Origin of the sequence: Cupriavidus sp. WS (genome assembly GCF_000395345.1) — a bacterium.
GTDB lineage: Bacteria > Pseudomonadota > Gammaproteobacteria > Burkholderiales > Burkholderiaceae > Cupriavidus > Cupriavidus basilensis_B.
In genome coordinates this window covers 1-15,533 of record NZ_AQPL01000231.1, presented here as the reverse complement: position 1 = coordinate 15,533, position 15,533 = coordinate 1, and the positions used below count along the sequence as shown (strand labels likewise).

Here is a 15,533-nt window from a genome sequence, read left to right as displayed (position 1 = left end):
GCGCCCGCCATTGCCGGCCTGCCGCGCGCGTTGCGCCGCCGCCCGCTGCGGCTGGCGCTGTGGGCCGCGGCAAGCTGCGGCGCGGGGCTGCACGGCGTCGCCGGCGCGGGCGGCCTGCAGCAGGCCGGGCCCGATGCGCAGTTGCAGGCGGTGACGGTCCGCGGCGCGCCGGCCGAAGCGCTGGCCGGCGACAGCGCCAGCGAGGGCTACGTCACGCGCGAGCAGCTCGAGACCCGGCCGCTGCTGCGGCCCGGCGAGCTGCTCGAGACCGTGCCGGGCCTGATCGTCACGCAGCACAGCGGCGACGGCAAGGCCAACCAGTATTTCCTGCGCGGCTTCAATCTCGACCACGGCACCGACCTCGCCACCACGGTGGCCGGCATGCCGGTCAACATGCGCACCCACGCGCATGGCCAGGGTTATACCGACCTCAATTTCGTCATCCCCGAGCTGGTCGGCGGCATCGCCTACAAGAAGGGCACCTACCATGCCGAGGAGGGCGATTTCTCCGCCGCCGGCGCGGTGCGCATGGACTACGCGCCGAGCCTGCCGCGGGGCATCGCCCAGGGCGAGATCGGCCAGCACGGCTACCGCCGCGGGCTGCTGGCCGACTCGCTTCAGGCGGGGCCCGGCACGCTGCTGTACGGGCTGGAATGGATGGGCGAGAACGGGCCGTGGGTGCTGCCCGAGGGCGTGCACAAGCTCAATGGCGTGCTGCGCTACAGCCTGCCGCTGGGCGGCGGCGAGCGCGTGGCAGTCACGGCGATGGCCTACAAGAACCGCTGGCAGTCCACCGACCAGGTGCCGCAGCGCGCCATCGACCAGGGTTTGATCTCGCGCTTCGGCTACATCGACCCGAGCGACGGCGGCGCGTCGTCGCGCTACAGCCTGTCGGCGGACTGGCAGCGGCCGCTGCCGGACGGGCTGGTCAAGGCCAATGCCTACGTCATCAAGAGCCGCCTGCAACTGTTCTCCGACTTCACCTACGCGCTCGACAACCCCGGGCGCGGCGACCAGTTCGAGCAGTTCGAGAACCGCGTGACCACCGGCGCCAATGCCGCGCGCACGTGGTTCGGCAAGCTGGCCGGGCGCGACGCGGAGACCGAGCTCGGCACGCAACTGCGCTACGACCGGCTCGACCCCATCGCGCTCTACGGCACCGAGGCGCGGCAGGTCTACCAGCAGGTGCGCAGCGACCGCGTCAACGAGACCAGCGCCGCGCTCTACGCGCGCAACGCCGTGCAGTGGCTGCCGTGGCTGCGCACCGTGGCCGGCCTGCGCGCGGACCAGTTCTGGTACGGCGTGGCCAGCGACAACCCGGCCAACTCCGGCAACGGCGGCGACCACATCGTCAGCCCCAAGCTGGGCCTGGTGCTGTCGCCGGGCGCGCATACCGACGTGTTCCTCAACTGGGGCCGCGGCTATCACAGCAACGACGTGCGCGGCGCCACCACCACGGTGGACCCGGCCAGCGGCGCGCCCGCGCGGAAGGTCAGCGTGCTGGTGCCGGCCACCGGCTACGAGCTGGGCGTGCGCAGCGCCGACGTGCTGCCGGGCCTGCAGTTGTCGGCCTCGCTGTGGCGGCTCGACATCGGCTCCGAGCTGGTGTTCTCGGGCGACAGCGGCACCACCGAGCCGAGCCGGCCGAGCCGCCGCACCGGCGTTGAGCTGGCGGCGTACTACGTGCCGGCGCCGGGCATCATCGTCGATGCCGACGCGGCCTTCTCCCGCGCGCGCTACCGCGACCACGACAGCGTGGGCGACGATATTCCCGAAGCGATCCAGGCCACCGCGTCGATGGGCGTGTCGGCCGAGCGCGGGCGCTGGTCGTTCGGCGCGCGCATGCGCTACTTCGGCCCGCGCCCGCTGGTCGAGGACGACAGCGTGCGCTCGGCGTCGTCGTTCCTGGTCAACCTGAAGCTCGGCTACCGCGTGCTGAAGAACGTGCGGGTCTTCGCCGAAGTGCTGAACGCGCTGGGCCGGCGCGCCAACGATATCGATTATTACTACGCCTCGCTGCTCAAGGGCGAGGCCTCGCCGCCCGGCGCCGGCGGCGCGCCCGCGGGCATCGACGACCACCATGTCCATCCGGCCGAGCCGCGCACCCTGCGCGTTGGCGCGACCTGGAATTTTTGACGGGTTTCCGGGCATTTTTGCGATGTTGGCGCGGGTTGGGCGCGGGTCGGGAAGGTCGGCGCCGGCCGGCGTTTCATCATCCTTACGAAGTAGAAACGCCGCATCACTCCCCTGCAATCGATCTAATTGCACCGCCACGCCGAGTGCCTAGAGTGGTTGAGCCGCGCCAGCCGCGCCTTGCCCGGCGGGCGGCCGCATCCGGGGGAACCGGTCACGTCCAATCTCCAGCAAGGAGGAAATATGGACCTCGATCTCAGCCAGACCTTGTCATGGAAGAAAAGCCTCGCCGCCGCCACGCCAAGCGCGGCCGCGGAGCTTGCCATGCTCAGCGACCTGCAGGGGAACATCCTCAAGGGCCACGGCCGGCATAGCACGGCCAATCTGTTCCTGGTGTTCGATCCGGCCCGGCAGGCCGCGAGCCGGCACTTCCTGTCTTCGCTCGCCGTGCAGATCGGCTCGGCGCTGGACCAGTTGACCGGCGCGCTGGTGTTCAAGGCCTCGGGACTGGACGCGGGCACCTTCGTTTCGCTGCTGCTCACCGCCAAAGGCTATGACGCGCTGGGCCGCGCCGACGCCAGGCCCGGCGACGCCGCCTTCCTCGCCGGCATGAAGGCGCGCCAGTTGGGCGACCCGGCGCCGTCTACCTGGGGCGGCGCGTTCGCCGGCGACGTGCACGCCATGATGCTGATCGCCAGCAGCACCGCCGCGCAGCGCGACCGCGACGCGGCGCAGTTCCGCCAGCTCGTGGCCGCCACGCTGGGCGCGGTGCGCATCGCCGGCGAGGAGATGGGCAACGCGCTGTTCAACAGCGACCAGCAGGGCATCGAGCATTTCGGTTATGTCGATGGCCGCAGCCAGCCGCTGCCGCTGCAGGAAGACGTGGACAACGAGCAGCAGAACACGGACGGCATCGACAAGTGGAACCCCGCCATTCCGCTGAGCCAGGTGCTGGCCAAAGACCCGGGCGGCAAGCTCGCGGTGAGCTTCGGCAGCTATTTCGTGTTCCGCAAGCTGGAGCAGGACGTGAAGGCCTTCAAGGCGCGGGAGGACGCGCTGGCCGACACGCTCGGCGGCATCGGCGAGCGTGCCGGCGCCAGCGTGGTGGGCCGCTTCGAGAACGGCACGCCCGTGGTCGCGTCCGCGGACGAGCTGCCGTTCGCGGCGCCGGGCGTGCCCAACAACTTCAGCTACGCGGGCGATCCCGATGGCCTGAAATGCCCGTTCGCCGGGCATATCCGCAAGAGCAACCCGCGCGACGGCATCGCCAACTCGAAGAGCCACCTGATGGCGCGACGGGGCATTCCCTACGGCGCGCGCAGCGACGATCCCAACGACGGCCGCATCGACAACAAGCCGTCCGGCGGCGTGGGGCTGCTGTTCATGGCCTACCAGAGCGACATCGCCGGGCAGTTCGAATTCACGCAGGTCAAGTGGGTCAACAACGTCGGCTTCCCCGGCAGCGGCACCGGCATCGATCCCGTCATCGGGCAGCCGGCCGGCGGCGGCAAGCAGCGCTGGCCGGTGGTCTACGGCCAGACGCTGAGCGACCCGCTGGATTTCTCCGGGCACGTCACGATGAAGGGCGGCGAGTATTTCTTCGCGCCGAGCCTGTCGTTCCTGCGCGGGCTGGGCGCGTAGGCGGCGCGCGCCGCCGGCGTTTCAGAAGCCGGCCTTGTGCAGCGGGCCGTCCCAGTCGTCGAGGTACTTGGGCAGGTCGTCGGCCACGTCCACCACGCGGTGGCGGTAGAACAGGTGCATGGCCGGCTGCAGCGCTTCGGGCAGCGTGCCGCCGGCGGCGCGCGCGAACAGGCTGTTGGGCACCACCGACATGCCCAGGCGGTTGATGCCGAACAGGGTCTCGCCGCAATGGCGGCAGAACTGGCGCTGCAGCGCGCGGGTGGCGTGGTGATAGGTGGCCACGTGCCCGGCGCCGTGCGCGACCGTTACCTGCGCGGGCTCCCAGGCGGTGGCGGCGAATACCGGGGTCGCGTAGAAGTCGCGGCAGGCCTGGCAGTGGCAATTGGCTCTCGCCACCGGCTCGCCGGCGATGCGCAACCGGACCTGGCCGCAAAGGCACGCCAGCGTGGCGGGAATCGGCATGGCTGTCTCCTGTCTTGGTATGGCGAGGTGCATTCTACTTGCGGCCGGGCGCGGCCGCTCGCGGGCCGCCGGGCGGCGCGCCGGCCATCGTGCGCCCGGCGCATTACAATGCCGGGTCGCCGCGCATCTGCGCGCGCCGCTTTCCGTCTTCCGCGCTCCTCGCCCCTCGCCCCTCGCCCCTCATGTCCTCGCTTTCGTCTTCCTCTCCCGACAACACGCTCTGGTTCGACGGCGCCGCCGGCCGCGTCGAGGCCCTGGCCGACACGCCGCCGGGCGCCCTCAAGGGTATCGCCGTGATCGCCCATCCGCATCCGCTGCTCGGCGGCAGCGCCACGCACAAGATCCCGGTGGCGCTGGCGCGGCTGTTCGAGGCGCGCGGCTGGCTCGCCGTGCGCCCCAATTTCCGCGGCGTGGGCGGCACGCAGGGCCAGCACGACGCGGGCGAGGGCGAGACCGAGGACACCCTGGCGGTGGTCGGGCAGCTCATGCGCGCGCATCCGGGCCTGTCGCTGGCGCTGGCCGGGTTCTCGTTCGGGGCTTATGTGCAGACGCGCGTGGCGCAGCGGCTCACGGCCGGCGGCGAGCGCGTGGCGAGCCTGGTGCTGGCCGGCATGCCGGCCGGGCCGGTGCCGGCCGGGCGCAGCTACGACACCCCGGCGGTGCCGGCCGGCGCCCTGGTCGTCCACGGCGAGCAGGACGCCAACGCGCCGCTGCAGGGGGTGTTCGACTGGGCGCGCCCGCAGGAGCTGCCGGTGGTGGTGGTGCCGGGCGCCAACCATTTCTTCACCGGCAAGCTGCCGGTGTTCCAGCGCGCGGTGGCGCGGTACCTCGACCAGCAGGCGCGCGCGGCCGGCGCGGCCTGAGCGCGCGGCCTTCAGTCCATCGCCGCGTGGGCGACCGCCTCGTCGGCGTGGTGGCTGGGCCGGATCAGCAGGATCAGCGGCACCACCAGCAGCGTGGCCACGAACATGACCTTGAAGTCGTTGAGGTAGGCGATCATCGCCGCCTGCTGGTTGATCGACTGGTTGAGCACGGCGAGGTCGTAGCGCGAGCCGCCGGCCAGCATCGACTGCATGGCCGGGTTGAAGATGCTGACGTTGGCGGCGAGGTCGGCGTGCGCGACCTGGGTGTTGCGCGTCATCAGCGTCTGGATCACCGAGATGCCGATGCTGCTGCCGATATTGCGCATCAGGCTGTAGGTGGCGGTGCCGTCCGCGCGCAGCTCGGGCGTCAGCGTGGAGAAGGTCAGCGCGCTCAGCGGCACGAACACCAGCCCCAGCCCGAAGCCCTGGATGATGCCGGGCCACACGATGTCCGACACCGACAGCACGATGGTGTACTGCATCATCTGCCATAGCGCGAAGGCCGAGATCAGGAAGCCGCAGAGCAGCAGCAGGCGCGCGTCGATGCGCCTGAGCAGGCGCCCGGCCAGCAGCATGGCCAGCATGGTGCCGGCGCCGCTCGGGGCCGTCACCAGCCCGGTGGTGGCGACCGGGTAGCCCATCAGGTTCTGCAGCATCGGCGGCAGCAGCGCGCGCGTGGCGTACATCACCGCGCCGATCACGAAGATGAAGCAGGCGCCGGTGGTGAAGTTGCGGTCCCTGAGCAACTGGTAGCGGAAGAAGGAGCCGGGGCCGGCCGTGGCCGTGTGCGCGATGAAATACAGAAAGGCCAGCGCCGCCAGGATGGCCTCGACGCGGATCTCGAGCGAGCCGAACCAGTCGAGCTGCTCGCCGCGGTCCAGCATGGCCTGCAGCGCGCCGATGGCCAGCCCCAGCGTGACGAAGCCGAAGGCGTCGAACTTCACGCTGCGCCGCGGCGCCCGGCTCGGCAGGAACGACAGCACGCCGGACAGCGCGAAGGCGCCGATCGGCACGTTGATGAAGAACACCCAGCGCCAGTTGTAGCTGTCGGTCAGCCAGCCGCCCAGCGTGGGGCCCAGGATCGGCCCCACCATCACGCCCATGCCCCACACCGCCATCGCCTGGCCCTGCTTCTCGCGCGGGTTGATGTCGAGCAGGATCGACTGCGACAGCGGCACCAGCGCGGCGCCGAAGAGCCCCTGCAGCAGCCGCGAGGCGACGATCTGCGCGAGCGTCTCGGACAGTCCGCAGAAGGCCGACGCCACCGTGAAGCCGGCGATGGAGATGGCCAGCAGCCGCTTGACGCTGAGCCGGTCGGACAGCCAGCCGGTCAGCGGCGTGGCGATCGCCGCGGCCACGATGTAGGAGGTCAGCACCCAGGTGATCTCGTCCTGCGAGGCGGACAGGCTGCCCTGCATGTGCGGCAGCGCAACATTGGCAATCGTGCTGTCGAGCGTCTGGATCAGGGTCGCGGCCATGACCGCGATGGTGATCATGGGCCGGTTGAGCGGCGTCTCGGCGCGCGCGGGCACCGCTAGGGAGGACATGTCGGGGGACGGCCTGGCAGGATGATAAGCATGCTTATTATACGGCGGCGACGCCCATGCGTGGCATGCGCGGGGCGCCGCCCGGATCTTTGTACAATCGCTGCATGGAAACGAAACTCGAAAAGCGCTTTGGCTTCCTGGTCTCGGATGTCGGGCGCCTGTGCGGCAAGCGCTTCGACGACCTGGCCAAGTCCTCGCTCGACCTGACCCGCGCGCAGTGCCGCGCGCTGGCCTACCTGAGCCACTACGGCGAGGTCAACCAGGCGCGGCTGGCCGATCTGCTGGAGGTGGCGCCGATCTCCGCCGGCCGCCTGCTCGACCGCATGGAGGAGGGCGGCTGGATCGAGCGCCAGCCCAACCCCGACGACCGCCGCGAGCGCGTGGTGCGCATGACGGACAAGGCGGAGATGGCGCTGGACAAGGCGCGCCGCGTCGGCGACGAGGTGGCCGCGGAAGCGCTGGCCGGCCTGAGCGCGCCCGAGCGCGACCAGCTGATCGGCCTGCTGCGGCGCGTGCGGGTCAACCTCGGCACCATCGTCGACAAATAAACGGGTGCGCGGGTTCTGTTCGCCCTAAAGTTTCGCGGGATCGTGCCGATGATGTGGTCATCCCCAACGTAACGGACAACCCGACATGTCGAGCATCAGCGTAGTCAACCCGCAGGTGACGCTGCCCGGATCGAGCACCCCCGTCAACGCCGCCCAGGCCGACAAGCAGGGCAATCAGGACAGCCAGGCCGCGTCCGCGTCGTCGGCATCGTCCGGTGCTGCCGCGGGCGGCCGCGTTGCCGGCCCGTCGCTGTCGGGCGCCGCGCCTGCCGGCGGCGCCAGCGGCGCCAGCGGCTCCAGCAGCGACAGCAGCAGCACCGAGTCCGACACCGTCAAGCAGCTGAAGAAACAGATCGCCGACCTGCAGAAGCAACTGGCCGAGGAACAGCGCCAGCTCCAGTCCATCCAGGCCAGCAAGATGGACGACGAGTCCAAGGCGGCCGCGATGGGCGCGATCCAGTCCCAGGTCGCCTCCACCTCGGCATCGCTGCAGACGGCCATGGGCGCGCTGACCCAGGCCCTGCTGGCCGAGAGCGGCAGCGCCTCGGGCTCGATGGTCAACACCACGGCCTGAACCGCCGGGGCCCGCGCCGGCCCCCGGTTTCCCGGTCCTTGTCCTTGCCGCTTCCTTGCTGCTTCCCGGCCGCCGCCGCGTGGTAGCGGCGCGCGCCCGGCTCAGAGCACCTGCCGCAACTGTCCCGTTGCCTTGTCGAGCTGCTGCTTGAGCAGCTTCAGCAGGCAGTACATGCCGTAGGCATCCTCCGATCTCTCGCTTTGCATGTCCGCCAGCGTCAGCACGCTGTCCAGCCCCGCGCCGACGTTCTCGAGCTCGGCGCAGCCGCTGGTCACGCGCTGGCGGATTTCCTCGCCCAGCACCTCGATCAGGCCGGCAAGCTCGGGCACGCGGGAATCGGGTTTGGGGCCGGCGGCGACGGCCAGGTCGATCAGTTCGGTGATGAGCTCGCCGTGCTGGCTGAGGACGGAGCCGGACGGCAGCGGCGCGCTGGCGGCGGTGCCGGCGGTTGCGGCGGCGGGCTTGGTGCTGTTGCGGGCGTTCTGGCGCAAGGGAGCCTCCCTGGAATTTGGCGGCCCGCTTGCGCTTGTTCCCATGCAAGGGAAGCGGACCCGGAAAGATCGCCTGGCGGTTCTGCGCTGCTTCCCCGGCGCCATGCGTGTTGCCTGTGCGCGTGGCACGTTGGCGGTAGCGTGCGGCCTGTTGCCCGTGGGGCCAGACCGTCGGTGTTTGCGGTGCTTGCGGTGCTGCGGTACTTGCGGTGCCTGCCGGTGCGACTGCCGCCGCCGGCATCAATCAATGCCGGCACGGTTGCCAGCACCGCTGCCGGCACCAATGCCGCAGCCCCGGCGCGACGCATGCGGTGCGCCTGGCACGCAGGCAACCCGATCAGCGATTCTTGACGATCGGGGTCGGGGGTGTCAAGCCGGCGCGCGGCGTGGATTTGTGAACTTTGTGTTTCGGCGTGGTGCGTCCCGGCCGCCGCCGGGACTGGTGTCACGCGGCACTGGCGTACTGGCGCGGCCCCATCGCGCACGCCGCCGCGCGCCGCGGCGCGCCCGATCACCTATCCTTGTAAACCTGATTTCAACCACAGGACGCCCAAATGGCCACCGAAACACCCAAACAGATCCCCGCCACCCTGATTCCCGGCGACGGCATCGGCCCCGAAGTCGTGGAAGCCACCGTCAAGCTGCTGGACGCGCTGGGCGCGCCGTTCTCCTGGGACGTGCAGCAAGCCGGCATGGCCGGCATCGCGCAGGGCGGCGACCCGCTGCCCGAGGCGACGCTGGAGAGCATCCGCCGCACCGGCCTGGCGCTCAAGGGGCCGCTCACCACGCCGGTGGGCGGGGGCTTCCGTTCGGTCAACGTGCGCCTGCGCGAAGCGTTCAACCTCTACGCCAACGTGCGGCCCGCGCGCACGCTGGTGCCGGGCCGCTTCGAGAACATCGACCTGGTGCTGGTGCGCGAGAACGTGGGCGGCTTCTACGTGGCGCACGACTACTACATCGCCGTGGGCGACGACCCGCACGCGGTGGCGGTCTCCACCGGCACCAACACGCGCGACGCCTGCCGGCGCATCGCGCGCTTCGCCTTCGAGTACGCGGTGAGGAACGGCCGCAAGAAGATCACCGTGGTGCACAAGGCCAACATCCTCAAGGCGCTGACCGGGATCTTCCTCGATGCCGCGCGCGAGGTGGCGCAGGACTACGCGGGCCGCGTGGAGATGGACGACCGCATCGTCGACGCCTGCGCCATGCAGCTCGTGCTCAATCCGTGGCAGTTCGACATGCTGCTGTGTACCAACCTGTTCGGCGACATCCTCTCGGACCAGATCGCCGGGCTGGTGGGCGGCCTGGGCATGGCGCCGGGCGCCAACATCGGCGAGAGCGCCGCCATCTTCGAGGCCGTGCACGGCTCGGCGCCGGACATCGCCGGCAAGGGCATCGCCAACCCGATCTCGCTGATGCTGGCCGCGGGCCTGATGCTCGAGCACGTGGGCCGGCAGGACCTCGCCACGCGGCTGCGCGGCGCCATCGATGCCGCGCTCAACCAGGACCAGGTGCGCACCGGCGACCTCAAGGGTTCGGCCACCACCCAGCAGTTCACCGATGCCGTGGTGAAGCGCCTGGCCTGATGCGTCTCAGGCCAGCAGCGGCGCCTCGGTCAGCGCCTGCAGGCGCGCCAGCGTCATGCCTTCGGCCATCGCCTCGACCTGCAGGCCGGCAGGCGTGACGCGCAGCACCGCGAGGTCCGTGTAGATGCGCCCGACCACGCCGCGCGCGGTCAGCGGCAGGCGGCAGCGCTCCAGCAGGCGCGGGCGGCCGTCGCGCGTGGTGTGTTCCATCAGCACCCACACCGCGCGCGCGCCGTAAGCCAGCTCCATCGCGCCGCCCACCGCGGGCGGCGTGCCGGGGTCGCCGCGGGTCCAGTTGGCGAGGTCGCCGTTGGTGGCCACTTCATAGGCGCCGAGGATGGCCAGGTCGAGATGGCCGCCGCGCATCATGGCGAAGCTCAGCGCGGAGTCGAAGATCGCCGCGCCCGCGCGCAGCGTGACCGGCTGCTTGCTGGCGTTGATGAGGTCGGGGTGTTCCTCGCCGGCCGGCGGGCGCGGGCCGAGGTGGAGGATGCCGTTCTCGCTGTGCAGGAAGACCTCGCGCCCGGCCGGGATCAGGTCGCCGACCAGGGTCGGCAGGCCGATGCCGAGGTTGACGTAGGCGCCGGCGGGAATGTCCAGCGCCGCGCGCCGCGCGATCTGCTCGCGGGTCCATCCGGTCATGGCCGTCGTCGTCATCGCCCGCCTCCATATCGCTGGTCTGCCACCACCACCCGGTGCACGAAGATGCCCGGCGTCACGACCTGTTCCGGGTCGAGCGCGCCGGCCTCGACCATGCCGTCCACTTCGGCCGCCACCACGCGCGCGGCCGTCGCCATGACGGGATTGAAATTGCGCCCGGCGAGGTGATAGTCGAGGTTGCCGAGGCGGTCCGCGTGGCGGCCGCGGATCAGCGCGAAGTCCGCGCGCAGCGGCAGCTCCAGCACGTGCCGCACGCCGCCGATCTCGCGCACGGGCTTGCCCTCGCCGAGGATGGTGCCGGCCGTGATCGGGCAGTAGAAACCGCCCAGCCCGGCGCCCGCGCAGCGGATGCGCTCCACCAGCGTGCCCTGCGGCACCAGTTCGAGCTCGATCTCGCCGCGCCGGTAGGCGTCGCGGAACGCCGTGGCGCCGGCGGTCAGCGGATAGGAGCAGACCAGCTTGCGCACGCGGCCCGCCGCGATCAGGCTGGCCACGCCCTCGCCGTCGTAGCCGGCGTTGTTGGAGATCACCGTGAGGCCGCGCGCGCCGTGCGCCAGCACCGCGTCGATCAGGCCGCCGGGCAGCCCCGAGCTGCCGAAGCCGCCCACCATCACGGTGGCGCCGTCGTGCAGGCCGGCCACGGCCTCGCCGCAGTCGGCCACCTGCTTGTTCACCAGTTCCATGCCGGGCACGCTCCCGCTCCGCGCGCGGCGCCGCGCGCCGCCAAGGCAAGCATCATGCGGCCTGCGCGGCCATAGGTGCAAGTATCGCTGGCTTAATCTTTGATAAGCTCACCTTATCGACATGGCAAAGACCGGGAACCCGGAGGAGACGCGCGCGATGAACCTGGAACTGCGCCATTACCGCTATTTCGTGGCGCTGGCGGAAGAACTGCATTTCGGCCGCGCGGCGGAGCGGCTCGGCATCTCGCAGCCGGCGCTGAGCCAGCAGTTCCGCTGGATCGAGCAGCAGGCGGGCGCGCCGCTGCTCGCGCGCGACAAGCGCCGCCTGGCGCTGACCGAGGTCGGCCGCGTGTTCCACGAGGAAGCCGCCGGCATCCTGCGGCAGGTGCGCCAGGCGGAGCTGGCCACGGCCAGCGCCAGCCGCGGCGATGTCGGCAGCGTGTCGATCGGCTACGTGGCTTCGGCCGCGCTGTCGGGCCTGCTGCCGGGGCTGGTGCACCGTTTCCGGCAGGAGCATCCGGCGGTCGTCATGGCCATGCGCGAGACCGACGTGCCGGCGCAGCTGGAAGCCGTGGCGCGCGGCGAGCTCGACATCGGCTTCGTGCGCCCGCCGCTGCGCGCGCTGCCCGAAGGCGTGGCGCTGTTCGACATCGACGCGGAGCCCGTGGTGGTGGCCCTGCATGCCACGCACGCGCTGGCGCGCCGCGCGCGCGTCGACGTGGCGCTGCTGCGCGACGAGACCTTCATCTGCACGCACACCGAGCACGGCACCGGCTTCTATGCCATCACGCAGGCCATCTGTGGCCATGCCGGCTTCCAGCCGCGCGTGGAGGCGCTGTCGCGGCAGATGGCCACCATCATCAGCATGGTGGCGGCCGGCTTCGGGGTGGCGTTCGTGCCGGCCTCGATGCGCGCGTTCGCGCCGCCGGACGTGGTATTCAAGCCGCTCGCGCGCAACGACGTGCTGTCCCACCTGGCGGTGATCCATCGCCGCAACGAGCGCTCGCCGGCGGTGCTGCAACTGCTGGCGCGGTGCCGCGAACGGAAGGGCCCACGCCGTAAATAGAAAAAGGGCCGGGCGCGGCGGAGGTCCCGCCAGGCCCGGCCCTGCGCGGCGCCGGGGCTTGCACCCTGGCGCTCGCCGCGGCGTCGTTATGTCGTTACGTCGTTATGTCGTTACGCCTTCAGCTGCTCGCGGATCGGCAGCGCGCGGATGCGCTTGCCGGTGGCCGCGAAGATGGCGTTGCACAGCGCCGGCGCGATCACCGGCACCGCCGGCTCGCCCACGCCGCCGAGCGGCGCGTCGAAGCTGCCCGGCACCAGGTGCACGTGGATCGCGCGCGGCGCGGACGGCGCGCGCATCACCTCGTACTGGTGGAAGTTGTCCTGCTGGACACGCCCGTCCTTGAAGGTGATCTCGCCCGTGGTGGCCAGGCTGATGCCCATGATGCAGGCGCCTTCGACCTGCGAGCGGATGCGGTCCGGGTTGACCTGCGCGCCGCAGTCCACCGCGATGTCGATGCGCGGCACGCGGATGCCGCCATCCTTGTCCACTGCCACCTCGATCACCGCCGCCACGTAGGTCACGAAGCTGTAGCACACCGCCAGCCCGAGGCCGCGGCCCTTCGGCAGCTTCCGGCCCCAGCCGGCTTCGCGCGTGGCCACCTCGATCACGTTGCGCATGCGCGCGATGTCGAGCGGATATTGCTGCGGCGATTCGCCGTAGTTCCACGAGTCGGACAACTGCGCCGGATCGATCTTGCGGTCCGGGCCCAGCAGCGCCAGCAGGTAGTCGCGGTGGTCGCGCCCGGCCGCGGCGGCCAGCTCGGCCGCGAACGACTGCACGGCGAATGCGTGCGGGACGTTGGACACCGAGCGGAACCAGCCGATGCGCGTGTGCGCGGGCACGTCCGGGTTCTCCACGCGCACGTTGGGGATGTCGAACGGCACGTTGACCGCCGACATGCCCAGCTCGAACGGCGCCTCGTTCTTCGAGCCCGCCACGAAGATCGAGCTGATGCTCGACGCCGCGGTGCGGTGCAGCCACGCCTGCGCGCGGCCGTCGGGCGACAGCAGCGCCTCCATGTGCTCGACCGAGACGGTGTGGAAATAGTCGTGGTGCAGGTCGTCGTCGCGCGTCCATGTGACCTTGACCGGCTTGCCGTCCATCGCCCTGGACAGCAGCGCGGCCTCGGCGGCGAAGTCCGGCTTGGACTTGCGCCCGAAGCCGCCGCCCAGCAGCGTCACGTGCACGGTGACGTCGGCGGGCTTGAGGCCGAGGTGCGCGGCCACGGTCTCGCAGGTGGCCTGCGGCGCCTGCACCGAGGTCCACACCTCGCACTTGCCGCCGGCCGCGCGCGCGGTGGCCACCGGCGGCTCCATCGTCGCGTGCGCGATGTGCGGCAGGTAGTACTGCGCGGTGACGCGCTTGCCGGGGCCGGCCAGCGCGGCCATCGCGTCGCCCTGGTTGCGCACCACCTTGCCGGGCTGGCTCGCGGCCTTTTCCATGCTGGCGCGGAACGCGGCGGACTCGTAGCTGGCGTTGGGGCCGTCGTTCCACTGGATCTTGAGCGCCTCGCGGCCCTTGATGGCCGACCAGGTATTGGTGGCGATCACCGCCACGCCGCCGAGCGGGTGGAACATGGCCGGCTCGGGGCTGCCGGCGATCTCCACCACCTTGACCACGCCGGGCACCTTCATGGCCTCGGCGGCATCGAAGCTGGCCACCTTGCCGCCGTACACCGGCGGGCGCGCCACCACGGCGTACAGCATGCCGTCCAGGCGCACGTCGATGCCGTACTGCGCGCGGCCGGTGGCGATGTCGTGGCCGTCGATGCTGCGCGTGCTGTCCTTGCCGATGTAGCGGAACTGCGCCGGGTCCTTGAGCTTGAGGCTGGCGGGCGCCGGCACGGGCAGGCGCGCGGCGTCCTGCGCCAGCGCGCCGTAGCCGAGGCTGCGGCCGCTGGCAGTGTGCACCACCGCGTGGTTGCGCGCCTGCACCTCGCTGACCGGCACGCCCCAGCGCGCCGCCGCGGCGCTCTCCAGCATGCTGCGCGCGCTGGCGCCGACGCGCCGCATCGGCTCGAAGAAATGCCGCACGCTGCGCGAGCCGTCGGTGTTCTGGTTGCCGTAGCGGGTTTCGTCGGCCGGGGCCTGCACCACGCGCACCTGCGCCCAGTCCGCCTCGAGCTCGTCGGCCACCACCATCGGCAGGCTGGTGCGCACGCCCTGGCCCATCTCCGAGCGGTGACAGACGATGGCGACCTTGCCGTCTTCGCCGATCGAGAGGAACACCAGCGGGCTGTCCACCGCGCCGCCCGGCATGCCGTCGCGCCCGTATTTCTTGGCTTCCTCGGCGGCCAGCACGATGCCGTCCAGGCCCACCGTGAGCGTCAGGCCGGCGGCCGCGCCGATGCCCTTGAGCCAGCGGCGGCGCGCGGCCGATTGCGGGCCGGCGGCCGCGCCCGTGAGGTTGTCGCGCGCGTTCATTGGGCGCTCCGCTTGGCGGCGGACTTGCCGGCGCTGGGCTTGGCACCCGGTTTGGCGCCCGCTGCGCCCGACTTGGCCACGTGCTGGATCGCCGCGCGGATGCGCGTATAGGTGCCGCAGCGGCAGATGTTGCCGCTCATGGCGCCGTCGATGTCGGCCTCGGTCGGATGCGGGTTCGAATGCAGCAGCGCCGTGGCGGACATCAACTGGCCCGCCTGGCAGTAGCCGCACTGCGGCACGCCGAATTCCTCCCACGCGGCCTGCAGCGCCTGGCCGGTCTTGTCCGCGGACAGGCCTTCGATGGTGGTGATCTTCTTGCCGTCCGCGGCCGAGATCGGCGTCACGCACGAGCGGATGGGCTGCCCGTCGAGGTGCATGGTGCAGGCGCCGCACAGCGCCATGCCGCAGCCGAACTTGGTGCCGGTCAGGCCGAGGTGGTCGCGCACCGCCCACAACAGGGGGGCGTCGTCGGGCAGGTCGATCGAATGCGGCTGACCGTTGATCGTGATTGTTCTCATGATTTTGCGGGGGATTGGTCGAGCGGGGAGGGATGGCCGGCATCGGGGCCGGCCGCCTGCGCTGCGGCGCGCCAGCATGAAGGCTGTAGCGGCAACGTTGCGCTACGCGCATTGTGATGCCGCCACCCGGGGCGCGGGAATGGCAGGATCGGGATTTCTGAATTCCGGAAAATGGAATCGAGAGGCCGGCGCGCGCGCGTCGCGCCGGGAAAGGCCCCCCGCCGGGTGCTCGCGTGCCGGGCTACGCCTCGGGCAATGCGCGGGCCGCCGCCAGGTACAGGCGCACCAGTTCGCGCGTTTCCTTCGCCACCGCGCGGCGCAGCGCCGGCTTGTCCGGG

At 71.2% G+C, this 15,533-nt stretch carries 14 protein-coding genes; 7 read left to right on the top strand and 7 right to left on the bottom strand.

What is annotated here, in order from left to right:
* The first annotated feature begins 57 nt into the window (after positions 1-57).
* Complete coding sequence (locus tag K206_RS0119320; protein ID WP_052165922.1) at positions 58-2,136, top strand: TonB-dependent receptor domain-containing protein; 2,079 nt, start codon at positions 58-60, stop codon at positions 2,134-2,136.
* 240 nt (positions 2,137-2,376) lie between these two features.
* Positions 2,377-3,774: a Dyp-type peroxidase gene (locus tag K206_RS0119315; RefSeq protein ID WP_020204036.1), complete on the top strand. Its 1,398-nt coding sequence runs from the start codon at positions 2,377-2,379 to the stop codon at positions 3,772-3,774.
* A 21-nt stretch (positions 3,775-3,795) separates the two neighbouring features.
* On the opposite strand, the gene K206_RS0119310 is transcribed toward K206_RS0119315, so the two are convergent.
* Positions 3,796-4,236, bottom strand: a complete 441-nt coding sequence (locus K206_RS0119310) for a GFA family protein (RefSeq protein ID WP_020204035.1) — start codon at positions 4,234-4,236, stop codon at positions 3,796-3,798.
* 182 nt (positions 4,237-4,418) lie between these two features.
* On the opposite strand from K206_RS0119310, the gene K206_RS0119305 reads away from it, so the two are divergent.
* Positions 4,419-5,099, top strand: coding sequence for an alpha/beta hydrolase (locus K206_RS0119305; RefSeq protein WP_029043826.1), 681 nt, complete (start codon positions 4,419-4,421; stop codon positions 5,097-5,099).
* Positions 5,100-5,110: 11 nt separating this feature from the next.
* Here K206_RS0119305 and K206_RS0119300 read toward each other — a convergent pair whose 3' ends face one another.
* Complete coding sequence (locus K206_RS0119300) at positions 5,111-6,646, bottom strand: DHA2 family efflux MFS transporter permease subunit (RefSeq protein ID WP_020204033.1); 1,536 nt, start codon at positions 6,644-6,646, stop codon at positions 5,111-5,113.
* A gap of 104 nt (positions 6,647-6,750) precedes the next feature.
* On the opposite strand from K206_RS0119300, the gene K206_RS0119295 reads away from it, so the two are divergent.
* Both K206_RS0119295 and K206_RS0119290 read left to right on the top strand, forming a co-directional pair.
* Complete coding sequence (locus tag K206_RS0119295) at positions 6,751-7,194, top strand: MarR family winged helix-turn-helix transcriptional regulator (RefSeq protein WP_020204032.1); 444 nt, start codon at positions 6,751-6,753, stop codon at positions 7,192-7,194.
* A gap of 85 nt (positions 7,195-7,279) precedes the next feature.
* Positions 7,280-7,768 (top strand): hypothetical protein, encoded by a 489-nt coding sequence (locus tag K206_RS0119290; RefSeq protein ID WP_020204031.1) that lies wholly within the window; start codon positions 7,280-7,282, stop codon positions 7,766-7,768.
* Positions 7,769-7,869: 101 nt separating this feature from the next.
* On the opposite strand, the gene K206_RS40940 is transcribed toward K206_RS0119290, so the two are convergent.
* A complete protein-coding gene (locus K206_RS40940) occupies positions 7,870-8,259 on the bottom strand; it encodes a DUF1484 family protein (RefSeq protein ID WP_020204030.1) in 390 nt (129 codons plus the stop codon).
* Between the two features lie 554 nt (positions 8,260-8,813).
* On the opposite strand from K206_RS40940, the gene K206_RS0119280 reads away from it, so the two are divergent.
* Positions 8,814-9,845 carry an isocitrate/isopropylmalate dehydrogenase family protein gene (locus K206_RS0119280; RefSeq protein WP_020204029.1) on the top strand — a complete coding sequence of 344 codons (1,032 nt, stop codon included), beginning with the start codon at positions 8,814-8,816 and terminating at the stop codon, positions 9,843-9,845.
* 6 nt (positions 9,846-9,851) lie between these two features.
* Here K206_RS0119280 and K206_RS0119275 read toward each other — a convergent pair whose 3' ends face one another.
* Positions 9,852-10,502 (bottom strand): 3-oxoacid CoA-transferase subunit B, encoded by a 651-nt coding sequence (locus K206_RS0119275; RefSeq protein WP_020204028.1) that lies wholly within the window; start codon positions 10,500-10,502, stop codon positions 9,852-9,854.
* Positions 10,499-11,182 carry a CoA transferase subunit A gene (locus K206_RS0119270; RefSeq protein WP_369796905.1) on the bottom strand — a complete coding sequence of 228 codons (684 nt, stop codon included), beginning with the start codon at positions 11,180-11,182 and terminating at the stop codon, positions 10,499-10,501. Before K206_RS0119270 ends, K206_RS0119275 begins: the two co-directional genes overlap by 4 nt.
* Positions 11,183-11,345: 163 nt before the next feature.
* Between K206_RS0119270 and K206_RS0119265 the strand changes: the two genes are divergently transcribed.
* Positions 11,346-12,254, top strand: coding sequence for a LysR family transcriptional regulator (locus tag K206_RS0119265; protein WP_020204026.1), 909 nt, complete (start codon positions 11,346-11,348; stop codon positions 12,252-12,254).
* 110 nt (positions 12,255-12,364) lie between these two features.
* Here the strand turns inward: K206_RS0119265 and K206_RS0119260 are convergent, their stop codons facing one another.
* Together K206_RS0119260 and K206_RS38720 are read right to left on the bottom strand one after the other, a co-directional pair.
* The gene (locus tag K206_RS0119260) at positions 12,365-14,677 is read right to left on the bottom strand and encodes a xanthine dehydrogenase family protein molybdopterin-binding subunit (RefSeq protein WP_020204025.1); all 2,313 of its coding nucleotides are present in this window, start codon (positions 14,675-14,677) and stop codon (positions 12,365-12,367) included.
* Positions 14,674-15,195 (bottom strand): (2Fe-2S)-binding protein, encoded by a 522-nt coding sequence (locus tag K206_RS38720; protein ID WP_020204024.1) that lies wholly within the window; start codon positions 15,193-15,195, stop codon positions 14,674-14,676. Before K206_RS38720 ends, K206_RS0119260 begins: the two co-directional genes overlap by 4 nt.
* Positions 15,196-15,533 lie beyond the last annotated feature (338 nt).